The organism is Blautia sp. LMAG:36 (assembly GCF_008680535.1).
Classification (GTDB): domain Bacteria; phylum Bacillota; class Clostridia; order Lachnospirales; family Lachnospiraceae; genus Blautia_A; species Blautia_A fusiformis.
The window spans coordinates 204,371-217,120 of the sequence record NZ_NALB01000003.1; the positions used below are offsets into that span (position 1 = coordinate 204,371).

At 47.0% G+C, this 12,750-nt stretch carries 9 protein-coding genes and 7 tRNA genes; 13 read left to right on the forward strand and 3 right to left on the reverse strand.

The window, feature by feature from the left end:
* Positions 1-28: 28 nt before the first annotated feature.
* The 6 genes from yfcE (at position 29) to CCC17_RS01165 (ending at position 7,776) form a co-directional block, all read left to right on the forward strand.
* The gene (gene yfcE / locus CCC17_RS01140; protein WP_287082362.1) at positions 29-571 is read left to right on the forward strand and encodes a phosphodiesterase; all 543 of its coding nucleotides are present in this window, start codon (positions 29-31) and stop codon (positions 569-571) included.
* Entirely contained in the window at positions 568-1,725 is a 1,158-nt protein-coding gene (locus CCC17_RS01145; protein WP_021650290.1) for a THUMP domain-containing class I SAM-dependent RNA methyltransferase, read from the forward strand. Before yfcE ends, CCC17_RS01145 begins: the two co-directional genes overlap by 4 nt.
* Positions 1,722-2,306, forward strand: coding sequence for an XTP/dITP diphosphatase (locus CCC17_RS01150; protein ID WP_015526017.1), 585 nt, complete (start codon positions 1,722-1,724; stop codon positions 2,304-2,306). The genes CCC17_RS01145 and CCC17_RS01150 overlap by 4 nt, the downstream gene beginning before the upstream one ends.
* Positions 2,303-2,782, forward strand: coding sequence for a metallophosphoesterase family protein (locus tag CCC17_RS01155; RefSeq protein WP_015526016.1), 480 nt, complete (start codon positions 2,303-2,305; stop codon positions 2,780-2,782). Before CCC17_RS01150 ends, CCC17_RS01155 begins: the two co-directional genes overlap by 4 nt.
* An 816-nt stretch (positions 2,783-3,598) precedes the next feature.
* Positions 3,599-5,230, forward strand: a complete 1,632-nt coding sequence (locus CCC17_RS01160; protein ID WP_287082363.1) for a GH3 family domain-containing protein — start codon at positions 3,599-3,601, stop codon at positions 5,228-5,230.
* Positions 5,231-5,232: 2 nt separating this feature from the next.
* Complete coding sequence (locus CCC17_RS01165) at positions 5,233-7,776, forward strand: histidine kinase N-terminal 7TM domain-containing diguanylate cyclase/phosphohydrolase (protein ID WP_287082365.1); 2,544 nt, start codon at positions 5,233-5,235, stop codon at positions 7,774-7,776.
* Positions 7,777-7,844: 68 nt separating this feature from the next.
* Here the strand turns inward: CCC17_RS01165 and CCC17_RS01170 are convergent, their stop codons facing one another.
* On the reverse strand, positions 7,845-8,618 hold the full coding sequence (locus tag CCC17_RS01170) for a hypothetical protein (protein ID WP_287082366.1): 774 nt from the start codon (positions 8,616-8,618) through the stop codon (positions 7,845-7,847).
* Between the two features lie 262 nt (positions 8,619-8,880).
* On the opposite strand from CCC17_RS01170, the gene CCC17_RS01175 reads away from it, so the two are divergent.
* The 7 genes from CCC17_RS01175 to CCC17_RS01205 all read left to right on the forward strand — a co-directional run bounded on the left by CCC17_RS01175 (position 8,881) and on the right by CCC17_RS01205 (position 9,536).
* Positions 8,881-8,955, forward strand: a tRNA-Pro gene (locus CCC17_RS01175).
* Positions 8,956-8,982: 27 nt separating this feature from the next.
* Positions 8,983-9,053, forward strand: a tRNA-Gly gene (locus CCC17_RS01180).
* Between the two features lie 18 nt (positions 9,054-9,071).
* Positions 9,072-9,145: transfer RNA gene (locus tag CCC17_RS01185), tRNA-Arg, on the forward strand.
* 5 nt (positions 9,146-9,150) lie between these two features.
* Positions 9,151-9,224: transfer RNA gene (locus CCC17_RS01190), tRNA-His, on the forward strand.
* Between the two features lie 10 nt (positions 9,225-9,234).
* Positions 9,235-9,306 (forward strand) — tRNA-Gln (locus tag CCC17_RS01195).
* A 10-nt stretch (positions 9,307-9,316) separates the two neighbouring features.
* Positions 9,317-9,389: transfer RNA gene (locus tag CCC17_RS01200), tRNA-Lys, on the forward strand.
* A 67-nt stretch (positions 9,390-9,456) separates the two neighbouring features.
* Positions 9,457-9,536, forward strand: a tRNA-Leu gene (locus CCC17_RS01205).
* 131 nt (positions 9,537-9,667) lie between these two features.
* On the opposite strand, the gene CCC17_RS01210 is transcribed toward CCC17_RS01205, so the two are convergent.
* Positions 9,668-10,714, reverse strand: coding sequence for a transglutaminase domain-containing protein (locus CCC17_RS01210; RefSeq protein ID WP_287082368.1), 1,047 nt, complete (start codon positions 10,712-10,714; stop codon positions 9,668-9,670).
* A 147-nt stretch (positions 10,715-10,861) separates the two neighbouring features.
* A complete protein-coding gene (locus tag CCC17_RS01215) occupies positions 10,862-12,748 on the reverse strand; it encodes an ABC transporter ATP-binding protein (protein WP_138277716.1) in 1,887 nt (628 codons plus the stop codon).
* Positions 12,749-12,750: the final 2 nt, after the last annotated feature.

Consider the following 12,750-nt stretch of genomic DNA (forward strand, 5'->3'; position numbering starts at 1 on the left):
CCAACACAAATTACAAGGAGAAAAGATTATGAAATATATGTTTGCGTCCGATGTACATGGTTCGGCATATTACTGCCGGAAAATGCTGGAAGCATATGACAAGGAGAAGGCGGAGAGACTGGTGCTTCTGGGAGATCTGCTTTATCACGGACCAAGAAATGACCTTCCGAAGGAATACGCACCAAAGGAAGTCATCCGCCTTTTAAATGGGAGAAAAAACCAGATCTATGCAGTACGCGGAAACTGTGAGGCAGAAGTGGATCAGATGGTCCTGGACTTCCCGGTTATGGCAGATTACTGTATCCTTGCCATCGAAGGAAAAACGATGTACGCCACACATGGTCATATCTATAATAAGGATAATCTTCCGCCGATGATGGACGGAGACATTCTGATCCACGGTCATACACATGTGCTGAAGGCAGAAAATATGGGGAATTATATCCTTCTGAACCCAGGTTCCGTATCCATTCCAAAGGAAGGTAACCCGCCGACCTATGCAATCCTTGAGAACGGAATTTTTACCATTAAAGATTTTGAAGGAAATACAGTACGGGAGATCACTTTATGAATCTGTGGGAATTAACGGCGCCCTGTCATTTTGGAACAGAGGCGGTGCTGAAGCGTGAAATACTGGATCTTGGCTATGAAGTGACCAGGGTGGAAGACGGAAGAGTAACCTTTGAGGCTGATGCCCAGGGTGTGGCAGACGCCAATCTGTTCCTTCGTACCACAGAACGTGTGCTTCTGAAAGTAGGCGAAGTAAAGGCCGAGACTTTTGATGAGCTTTTTGAAAAGACCAAGGCCCTCCCATGGGAGAATTACATACCGAAAAACGGTAAATTCTGGGTAGCCAAGGCAAACTCCATCAAAAGTAAGCTTTTCAGTCCATCTGATATCCAGTCCATTATGAAAAAAGCCATTGTAGAGCGTCTCAAAGGCATCTACGGGATTTCCTGGTTTCCGGAAGATGGTCCGGAATTTCCTATCCGTGTGGCCTTTATGAAAGACGTAGCTCTGATCGGAATCGACACTTCAGGAGTATCCCTCCATAAGAGAGGGTATCGCCAGATGACTGTCAAGGCACCTATCACCGAGACGCTTGCCAGCGCTCTTTTGATGCTCACCCCCTGGAAAAAGGACCGTATTCTTGTCGATCCGTTCTGCGGAAGCGGCACCTTTCCTATTGAGGCGGCAATGATGGCAGCGGATATGGCGCCGGGACTGAACCGTCATTTTCTGGCCGAGAGCTGGGAGCATCTGATCCCGAAGGAATGCTGGGAGGATGCAAGAGAAGAAGCCAGAGAACGTGTAAATCTTGATATTGAAACCGATATCCAGGGCTTTGATATCGATGCAGCTGCCATCAAGGCAGCACGCGCCAACGCAAAAATGGCAGGAGTGGACAGACTGATCCATTTCCAGCAGCGCCCGGTCAGTGAACTCCGCCATTCCAAACCCTTTGGTTTTATCGTGACAAATCCGCCATATGGTGAGCGGATCGAAGAAAAATCCAATCTCCCTGCATTGTACCGTGAGATCGGTGAAAGCTATAAGGGGCTGGATCGCTGGTCCATGTATCTGATCACTGCCTATGACAAGGCAGAGAATGACATCGGCCGAAAGGCAGATAAAAACCGTAAGATCTATAACGGAATGATGAAAACCTATTATTACCAGTTTCTTGGACCACGTCCGCCGAAGAAAGGAAGTATTAAAGAATGAAAAAGATCATTTTTGCTACCGGAAATGAGGATAAAATGAAGGAGATCCGAAGGATACTTGCGGATCCTTCTCTGGAGATCCTTTCCCTGAAGGATGCCGGGATCCATGCGGATATTGATGAAAATGGAAAAAGCTTTGAAGAAAATGCCATGATCAAGGCAGAAGCAATCAGTAAAATGACTGGCGAGATCGTTCTGGCAGATGATTCCGGTCTGGAGATCGACTATCTGAACAAAGAGCCGGGAATCTATTCCGCACGCTATATGGGTGAGGATACTTCTTATCATATTAAAAACGCAAACCTGATCCAGCGTCTGGAAGGTGTACCTGATGAGAAACGTACTGCACGTTTTGTATGTGCTATTGCGGCAGTTTTCCCGGATGGCAGAAGAAAGACAGTCCGTGCTGCCATGGAAGGCCGCATCGGCTACGAGGAAAAAGGGGAGAATGGCTTTGGCTATGACCCGATCTTTTATCTTCCGGAATATGGCTGTACTTCCGCAGAGCTTTCCATGGAAGAAAAGAACAGGATCAGCCATCGTGGAAAAGCTCTTTGCCTTATAAAGGAAGAGCTTGTATGAAGGTGCTGATCGTAAGCGATACTCACGGAAGAGATGAAAACCTGGAGATCGCGATAAATCGGGAGGCTCCTTTTGACATGCTGGTACATTGCGGAGATGTGGAAGGCAGAGAATTTTATATCGAAGCCCTTGCAGAATGTCCCTGCAGTATTGTGTCCGGAAATAATGATTTTTTCTCGGATCTTCCGAGAGAAGATGTGATCGAGGTCGAGGAAAATAAGATTCTGGTAACTCACGGTCATTACTACGGTGTATCCATGGCCTTTGATCAGCTGGCAGAAGCTGCCCGCTCAAGGGGATGCAATGCGGCTTTTTTCGGACATATCCACGTACCGGTTGTTGAAAAGGAAGCAGGTGTGCTTCTGGTAAATCCCGGAAGTCTGGCTTATCCCAGACAACGGGGACGCCGTCCAAGCTATGCAGTAATGGAGACAGATGGAAAGGGCGAAATGCACGTAGAGATCCGTTACCTCTGATTCCGGCAGAAAAAACAAATAAACTGTCATAATTGATAAAATTTGTGCCAATATTCAGCATATATTAGTCAAAAACGATTGCGAAAGTCAGCTATGTGCTATATAATGAACAAGTAGTTGTTTTCTAGTAATATAGAGCATTCTTTAGGGTACTGACCATGAAGGGGTCTCGTTCCTGAGAATGCAGCAGAGCGGAATGAGAAGGTCCGCTTTACATAAATGAAGGGGGAAAATACGCATGACTGCGGTTATTATAGGGAGTATTGGGTTTTTATGCTGCTTCCTGTATGATCATAACAGTATCCGACTGAAAAAAAGCTTTCTCCACCCGTTTTTTAGCATAGGATGTTTCCTGATCGCAGTGTCAACAGGTCTGGTGATCCGGAACTGCTGGCCGCGGCGGGGAAGTTCTTTTTTTATTTCTGCTGTTTTTCTGGCAGCAGCGCTCCTGTTTCTGGGACTGTTGATCTATACATTGTTTTTTGCGCTGCCCTTTGATGAGACATATGTCAAAGAAAATCATGAAAGGCTGGCTTATACAGAGGGTGTTTATGCACTCTGCCGACATCCTGGCGTTCTGTGGTTCGCCGGATTTTATTTTTGCCTGGCCGGATTTCTGGGATCCGGGAAGGCGCTGGGGGATTTTGTGGTCCTTATCGTGTGGAACATATTGTACATTTTTTACCAGGACAGGATCGTGTTTCCGGAAACATTCAGTAATTACGGAGCGTATCAGCAGACAACTCCCTTTCTGATCCCAGACCGAAACAGTACAGCTGCCTGCATAAAAACATGGCGAAAAGGGGGGAAAAGGCGGTGAGTCTTGGCGAAAAGCTTCGAAAACAGCAGTATGATGCTATCTGGAAAGAATATTGCGGATTTCTTGATCTGACAATGCAGGATTACATGAAGATCCAGAATCGCCTGATGGAAGAGCAGATCCAGCTCTGGTCAGACTGTGAACTGGGCAAAAGCATTCTGAAGGGCAGGAGGCCATCCGGGATCGACGAGTTCCGTCGGCTGGTACCTCTTACCACTTATGAGGATTATGCCGACATGCTTTTGAAGAAGAGAAGCGAAACACTTCCGGGTAATCCGATCATCTGGATACAGACGACCTGGGAAGGCGGGCGCCATCCGATAAAAGTAGCACCATACACGAGAAGTATGCTGGATACCTACAGGAACAATGTAGTTGCCTGCCTCATATTGGCTACAAGCCACGAAAAGGGCAAATTTGATGTGGAGGAAACGGACAAGATCCTTTACGGACTGGCACCGCTGCCTTTTGCTACCGGTCTTTTTCCACTGGCGCTGAAAGAGGATATCGACATCCGTTTTCTTCCGGAAGTGGAAGATGCGGTAAATATGAGCTTTGGTGAGCGGAACAAAGAGGGATTCAAGATGGCCATGAAACAGGACGTGGAATTTTTCTTCGGACTTGGAAGTGTGGCCTATGCAGTAAGCCAGAGCCTCACTGGAAGCGTATCATCAGGAAAGAGCAAAACATCCTTTTCGGAACTTCTGCAGTATAAACCAAAGATGCTGAAAAGGATCCTGAATGCCAAAAAGATCTGTAAGAAGGAGAAACGGGAGCTTCTTCCGAAAGATCTTTTTCACCTGAAGGGATTTATGGTGGCAGGAACCGACAACCAGTGCTATAAGGATGATCTGGAGGAAATGTGGGGAGTTCGGCCCATGGAGCTTTTTGCAGGAACGGAACCTTCCATTATAGGAACCGAGACCTGGACCAGGAACGGAATGTACTTTTTCCCGGATACCTGCTTTTATGAATTTATCACCGAAAAGGATATGCTCCATAATTATGAGGATCCCACGTTCACTCCTCCGACCTATCTTATGGATGAGGTTGTTCCCGGGGAGAAATATGAGCTTGTGATCACTGTGCTGAAGGGCGGAGCCTTTGCCAGGTACCGTGTGGGAGATATGTATCGGTGCGTGGGTCTTACCAACCAGGAGGATCGGACACAGATCCCAAGATTTGAGTACATAGACCGGGTTCCATGGATCATTGATATCGCAGGCTTTACCAGGATTTCGGAAAATGGTATCAAAAGTGTGATCCAGCTGTCCGGGCAGCCGGTTACGGATTGGATCGCAGTGAAAGAATATAATGAGAAAAAACGTCCATATCTGCATCTTTATATAGAAGTAAAAAAAGAAGCGCTGATGTATCAGGCTATGAGCACGGATATTCTGAAAGAACTTCTGACCACGTATTTCAAATATATCGATCAGGATTACCGGGATCTGAAGAAAATCCTGGGAATGGATCCCCTTGTGGTGACCATCCTGCGCTGTGGTACCTTTCATCTGTATGAGTCCAGAAACGGACGGAAACCACGGCATATGAGCACTCCTTATTATGAGGTGGCGGAACTTTTGAGACTGCAGGATGAGATCGGATTCGGGAATATGAGGAAGTAACTATGGAAAGCTATATATCATTTTCAATCATTTCAGTTTTTTTCTATACATTTATGATACTGACTCTTCTGGCTGGTAAGCGCAGCCGGATCATCAACAGTTTCATGTGTGTGCTGGGAGGAATGCTCTGCTGGACGCTGGGCTCTTTTCTGATGCGTATGGAAGCAGGCCCCTCTTACATCCTGTGGTATTATGTGTCTCTGGCAGGAATCCTGTTTCTGCCATATTTTTACTATGTGTTCATCAGCGAATTCATGGGAGTGCGTATGGGCAGAAAAAGCAAGATCCCATTGCTTTTGATGCTGCTGCTTTTTGTGATCAACATCCCGGGCGGGATCATCCTGCGCTGGCCAGATCTGATCCGTAAAAACGGTGGTGCGCATTTTGTTTATAAGATCACACCCTGGTTCCTTCTATTCTTTGTGGTGGCAGGGATCACCATTATCCAGATCTTTATCACCATGTACCGCGGATGCCGGAGACATCCCGGATACCGCAAACAGATCGAACCGATCCTTGTGGGGATACTGATCATTTTTGTGGGAAACCTTGCGCTGGCAGTGCCGGCATTTTCCGGATTCCCCATCGATATTGTCAGCGGCCTGATCAATGCTGTCCTGATGCTTTATGCACTGACCAGAAGACGGCTGTTCCAGATGCGCCGTCTTGCGTCAGATGGGGTTTGCTTTGGTGTGGGCGTGGTCCTGACTGTAGTACTGTTTATCAATCTTTCACCGTACCTGATGAGCTATATCCGAATGCTGCTTCCTTCAGCCAGTGAGTATCATGTGCTGATCTTTTCTTTTGTTTTTCTCATATCTGCATGGCTGGTCACCGTGCTGTGGAAATGTCTGATGAACAATGTTTTTATCAAAAAAGAGATCCAGCAGTCTCAGGAGCTGAAAGATTTCAGCCAGTCGGTTTCCAGGACACTCCGGGTAGGAGAGATCCTGCGCAATACGGTAAATGTGCTGAAGGAAACTACCAATGCAGGACGGATCTATATTTGTCTGAAGGACAAAAAATCAGGGGAATATCAGGCAGTTTACAGTGACCGTCCATTAAATGATCTGACCTTTTCACTGAAAGCAGATAATCCGGTGGTCACCTGGCTTACCAGAAATGAGGACTGTGTGGTGATCCGGGATTTTCGTTCCTCCACAGCCTACAAATCCATGTGGGAGTCGGAAAAACATATGTTTTCGGAGCTGGGTATTGAATACTGTGCTGGTCTTCGCCAGAATGATGATCTGGCCGGGATCATTGCGATTTCCGGTGACGGACACAGAAATCTGAACCATAATGATCTGGCCATGCTGTCTTCGGTCAGTTCGGTAGCTTCCATTGCCATCAAAAATGCCAGACTTTATGAGGCGGCATGGACAGAGGCAAGGACCGATGAACTGACAGGCCTTCTGAACCGGAAATATTTTTATGAGATCCTGGATGAGGAATACGAAAAAAATAAAGATGGTTCGCTTGCACTGATCCTGTTCAATATCGATGATTTCAAGTTGTACAATCAGCTGTACGGAAATCAGCAGGGAGATGTTGCACTCCGAAAGGTGGCAGATATCATCCAGGCAAGTGTGGGAGAACGGGGATATGTGGCACGGCATAGTGCCAAGGAATTTGCGGTCCTGATGCCAAATTACGATATTTTTTCCGCCAGAAATCTGGCAGAATCCATACAGAAGCAGATCCTGCATATGCGCAACGATTCTGCAGACTACAAGCTGAAGATCCTTACGGTAAGCGTGGGGATCAGTGCGGCGCCTTATGCGGCCCGCTCAGCAAAGGAGCTTCTGGATAATGCGGACCTGGCAGTATATCATGTAAAGCGCAGCGGTAAAAACGGCATCGAGATTTTTGACACCATGCTGAAGGAAAGCCTGGATGAAGAAAATGCGGGTAAGAAATCCGATCATGAACATATTTATCAGTCCTATGAATCCACGATCTATGCGCTGACTGCAGCCATTGATACCAAAGATCATTATACCTTCGGACATTCCAACAATGTGGCTTATTACGCAACAAGTCTTGCGAAGGCGCTGAACTATACAACGGAAATGGTGGAGATCATCCGTCAGGCGGCGCTTCTTCATGATGTTGGAAAGATCGGGATCCCGGAGCATATCCTGAATAAAGAAGGCAAGCTTACGGATGAAGAGTATGAGATCATGAAAGGTCATGTGGAAGCGTCCATCGGGATCATCCGTCACCTTCCGTCGCTGGATTATGTTATCCCTGCGGTTATCGGTCATCACGAACGTTATGACGGAAACGGCTATCCAAGGAGGATCGCGGGAGAAGATATCCCGGCATCTGCAAGGATCCTCTGCATCGCAGATTCCTTTGATGCCATGACATCCAAACGTTGTTATAAAGAACTGATGCCAGTGGAAAAAGCTCTTCGGATTATAAGAGAAGAGGAAGGAAAACAGTTCGATCCGGATATGGCGGAGGTATTTATCCACATATTTCGGGAAGGAAAGATCCATCTGGCAGAACCGGCGGAGCTGAAACGGGAAGAAAAAGCATAAAGAATATTAAGATTACGGGTCTGACAAGCTATGTCAGACCCGTTTTTGTGAAGAATAGGAAGAAAGTTTTATTTATCATCTCCGGTAAGGCGAAGTACATCCCGGATCTCATCCACATTCATATCCAGGATCACGGCAAGCTCATCAATGGTGAATTTGGTGGCGTCATCATCGTCTGTGAGTTCTTTAACCGCAGCCTCCAGGTTTTCTACCTTGGATACCAGATAGTCGTCACGGAATTTCTGTTGTGTCTGTTCCTCAATGGCATGAAGGATCCCACTGCGGATACGACCACGCATCCAGGTATCGTTTTTCTCCTGTGGGTCTGTCTCTTTGAGAGACGCCAGAAGGGCCAGATTTGCCTCCTGAATGAGATCGGCCAGGTGGATTTCCTCACAGTTCAGTTCAGCGGCCATCTGGGCTGCCTGAGCCATGTAGAACTGTGTCAGTGCACCTTCGGCAGCAGTGTCTCCCTTTGCAAAGGCCTGAAAGAGGGACGCAAGATCATCCGGATCAAGTCCTTCCGGGGAAAAGCTTTCCATATAGTCATTGAGATAAGCCTGTTCCTCGGCAGTAAGAGCAGCACGGGTACCCGGAAGCTCTTCCTTGTCGCTGGATTCGGATGAAACAGCATCTGCTCTGGCAGCGCTGGCAGCTTCATCGGCGCCTTCGATGGTGATCCCTTTTAATTTGAGATACTGCAGGATCTTTACAAGCTGTGAAGTGCTCAGATCCGATTCATCGAAATGGTCACGGATCTGTTGCTGGGAGAGCTGCTTATTGTTTTCCTCAGCGATGGCACAGATGTCATTAAGCTTCTGCTGAAATAATTTTATATCCATGTAAAAACATCTCCTTATTATTTGTTTTTTTTCTTGACTTTAATTATGGTTTCATGATACCATAAGCCAGTCGCAAATGACAAGAAAACCTTTAAATAGGCGGAAAAAACGTGAAAAAAAGTTTTTTTTAAAAAATTCAAAAAAGGTGTTGACATTTGTAGATTGCTATAATATAATATCACTTGTCGTCAGGCAGGAAACGAAAACGAAACACAAACGAAGACGACAACAACTTAATAAAAACCATAAGTAAATGGTACATCGGGGTGTGGCTCAGTTTGGCTAGAGCGCCTGGTTTGGGACCAGGAGGCCGCAGGTTCGAATCCTGTCACCCCGACTGCTGTAAACTTATTACCGCAAGCATGCGGGTGTAGTTCAATGGTAGAACACCAGCCTTCCAAGCTGGATACGTGGGTTCGATTCCCATCACCCGCTTCTCTGAGAAGAGAGCATGTGTCTGTAGCTCAGCTGGATAGAGCAACGGCCTTCTAAGCCGTGGGTCGGGGGTTCGAATCCCTTCAGGCACGTTGTGGTGGGTATAGCGCAGTTGGTTAGCGCGCCAGATTGTGGCTCTGGAGGCCCAGGGTTCGAATCCCTGTATCCACCCTTCGCCCATTGGGCTATCGCCAAGCGGTAAGGCACAGCACTTTGACTGCTGCATTCGCTGGTTCGAATCCAGCTAGCCCAGTCCTTTTTATGGGGTATTAGCTCAGTCGGTAGAGCACTTGACTTTTAATCAAGTTGTCCGGGGTTCGAATCCCCGATGCCTCATTAGCGGAAAGCATTTGCTTTCCGTTATTTTTTTATCATCAGACAGGATGAAAATATAATTGAATATGCGGATATGGCGGAATTGGCAGACGCGCTGGTTTTAGGTACCAGTGGGCAACCGTGCAGGTTCAAGTCCTGTTATCCGCAGTGCTTAAGAGGCTTTCTATAAATCTGATTTATGGAAAGTCTTTTAATTTTTAGAATTATATTCACAGAAAAATGCCACATATGCATAATGATATGTGGCATTTTGACTCTATCGAATTTCTTAAATGACGTTACAGTTTCTCCCCTTCATTCACTTCCTCAATAAACACCTTCCCTTCCGCCTGCTGTTCCGCAAAATGAAATCGCAGTACAGCCTGAGGCCAGTTGAGTGTGATGATGGCTTTTTTGTCCCGTGTCTTTCCTGCGGCCTGGATCTGATCTACAAGGTCTGCGAGGACTTCACGGGTGAGATATCCGCCTCGCCAGTGGAAGGTGAATTCGCGGCCTTTTTTTGCGGCCTGGAGGGCACGTTTGTATACGTCTTCCAATTTGGTGAAGGATAGCTTTTTCTCACGGTAATAAAAGTGGTTTCCATCCGGGCAGGGAGGTGCCGGAGCGATCAGTGGTTCATGGTCACGAAAGATGTTTTTGTCATCCAGATTAAAATAATCGTAACGGATACTGGTTGAGCCGTCTTCGTTTTTGCCCAGAGTATTATCGAAGGTGGCATCCAGATGATAGTACTGTCCGTTGATCCGGACGATGTTCCAGGTATGACGGTATTTGATCCCTTTTTCCGGATTGTTCCCACAGATGGCGATAATACACCATACACCAAGGGCATCACAGAGGACCTTTACGGATTTGGCGATTCCCTCGCAGACACCGACACCATGGCCCAGAGGCCCGATGATCTCGTGGGAATATGGCTTTTTCAGCTTGTCGTAGCGGATATTTTCACAGATGAAGTCATGGACATATTTTTCCTTATCCCACTCGGAAAACTTCATGGCGGTGCGCACAAGCTTGTCTACGCGGGCTCCCAGGGCTTTCTGATGCTCCCGGATTTTATTTTTGTCGAAGATATATTCAGGGATCAGTATCAGATTTGGCGAGTCCTTGTAATAACGGTATTTAAACCCCACAGCCCAGAAAATCTCCGGGTGATCCAGACGAAGCTGGAAAAATACATCATAGAGCCAGTTTCCATCGGTGGTTGGTACCTGCGGGATCAGGAACTCGTCGGAAAGCTCCATAAGCCCGTGAAGCATTGCACGGTACACGTTTTGTTTATCTTTCGACATTTTGGCGTAGTAATATTCTTCAGTTTGTTTCATATATAAAAATACGGAGACTCCTTTCCGGAAAAATAGATTTCAATCAAAGATTATAGCATAAAAAAACATGCAGGACTATCAGAAAAGATACACCCTGCATGTTTTTGGTATTGAATATTTTAGATCGAAAATAACTGTGAGCCTGGATCAGCCGTTATACAGCTGATAATACCGGCCCTTCTGTGCAAGCAACTCCTCGTGGGAACCACGCTCGATGATGTGTCCCTGCTCCAGGACCATGATGCAGTCACTGTTGCGTACTGTGGAAAGTCTGTGGGCGATCACAAAGGTCGTCCTGCCTTCCATCAGCTTATCCATACCATCCTGTACAAGTTTTTCGGTACGGGTATCAATGGAGCTGGTGGCCTCGTCCAGGATCAGGACGGGCGGGTCTGCAACGGCTGCACGGGCAATGGAGAGAAGCTGTCGCTGGCCCTGACTTAAGTTTGCACCGTTTCCGCGGAGAAGGGTATTATAACCCTGCGGAAGCCTGCGGATGAAACCGTCGGCGTTGGCAAGCTTTGCTGCTGCGATAACCTCCTCATCTGTGGCATCCAGCTTTCCGTAGCGGATATTTTCCATAACGGTTGCTGTGAACAGGTTGGTATCCTGAAGAACGATGCCCATGGAGCGTCTGAGATCATCTTTTTTGATCTTGGTGATGTTGATGCCGTCATAACGGATCTTACCCTTCTGAATGTCGTAAAAACGGTTCAGAAGATTGGTGATGGTGGTTTTTCCGGCGCCGGTAGAGCCTACAAAAGCAATCTTCTGGCCTGGCTGTGCATACATGTTGATGTCATGGAGAACGATCTTGTTGGAATTATAACCAAAGTCTACATCCTCCAGGACCATATCACCCTTCAGCTCGATATAATCAGTGGTACCCTCAGCTTTGTGGAAATGCTTCCATGCCCAGCGGCCGGTACGTTTGTCGGATTCGGTAAGAACACCGTTTTCCTCTTTTGCATTGACGAGAGTAACGTAGCCTTCATCCACTTCCGGTTTTTCATCCAAAAGATCAAAGATACGTTTTGCACCTGCAAGAGCCATAACAATACTGTTGAACTGCTGGCTGACCTGGTTGATAGGCATGTTGAAGCTCTTATTGAAGGTCAGGAAGCTGGCAAGCCCGCCAAGTGTGAAGCTGCCGATGCCGTTGATAGCAAGGATACCGCCCACCATGGCGCAGATCACATAGCTGACATTTCCAAGCTGTGCGACCACAGGCATCAGGATGTTGGCAAAACGGTTTGCATTGTCTGCGCTGGTGAAAAGCTGGTCGTTCAGTTCATCGAATTTCCGGATGCTTTCGTCCTCATGGCAGAAGACCTTGACAACCTTCTGACCCTCCATCATCTCTTCGATATAACCATTGACAATACCAAGGTTGGTCTGCTGCTCCAGGAAATATTTTCCGCTTAAGCCTGCAAGCTTCCGGCTGGCAGTCATCATAATGGCAACCATAAGCAGGGTAACTACAGTAAGCGGAACATTCAGGATCAGCATACTTACAAGAACACTGACGATGGTGATCACACTGGAAAGCAGCTGCGGAAAACTCTGGCTGATCATCTGGCGCAGGGTATCAATGTCGTTGGTGTAGATGGACATGATATCGCCGTGTGCGTGAGTGTCAAAATATTTGATGGGAAGCGTTTCCATCGTTGCAAACATATCGTTTCTGAGGTTACGTAAGGTTCCCTGGGAAACATTGATCATGATACGGTTATAAGTATAGGTGGCAATAACACCAATGGCGTAAAAGCATGCCACACGTGCGATGGCTGCAGCCAGAGGCCCGAAATCCGGTGTATCTGCTGAGAGAAGCGGTGTGATATACTGGTCGATCAGGGTTTTCATGAACATGGTTCCCTGTACATTGGCAAGAACACTGACAAAAATGCAGATCACCACGATCACGATATGGATACTGTAGTTTTTAAAGATATAACGGGCAAGGCGTCCCAGAAGCTTTCCCGGCTGCTCCGGTGTTCCCATACCCCTTGGGCCAGGACCGCCCGGGCCTTTCATGT

What these genes read in the sequence shown, in the direction of transcription:
- CCC17_RS01150 (WP_015526017.1), top strand. Translation starts at nt 1,722, where the DNA reads ATGAAAAAGATCATTTTTGCTACCGGAAATGAGGATAAAATGAAGGAG.
- CCC17_RS01215 (WP_138277716.1), bottom strand. Translation starts at nt 12,748, where the DNA reads ATGAAAGGCCCGGGCGGTCCTGGCCCAAGGGGTATGGGAACACCGGAG.
- CCC17_RS01170 (WP_287082366.1), bottom strand. Translation starts at nt 8,618, where the DNA reads ATGGATATAAAATTATTTCAGCAGAAGCTTAATGACATCTGTGCCATC.
- CCC17_RS01145 (WP_021650290.1), top strand. Translation starts at nt 568, where the DNA reads ATGAATCTGTGGGAATTAACGGCGCCCTGTCATTTTGGAACAGAGGCG.
- CCC17_RS01210 (WP_287082368.1), bottom strand. Translation starts at nt 10,714, where the DNA reads ATGAAACAAACTGAAGAATATTACTACGCCAAAATGTCGAAAGATAAA.
- yfcE (WP_287082362.1), top strand. Translation starts at nt 29, where the DNA reads ATGAAATATATGTTTGCGTCCGATGTACATGGTTCGGCATATTACTGC.
- CCC17_RS01155 (WP_015526016.1), top strand. Translation starts at nt 2,303, where the DNA reads ATGAAGGTGCTGATCGTAAGCGATACTCACGGAAGAGATGAAAACCTG.
- CCC17_RS01165 (WP_287082365.1), top strand. Translation starts at nt 5,233, where the DNA reads ATGGAAAGCTATATATCATTTTCAATCATTTCAGTTTTTTTCTATACA.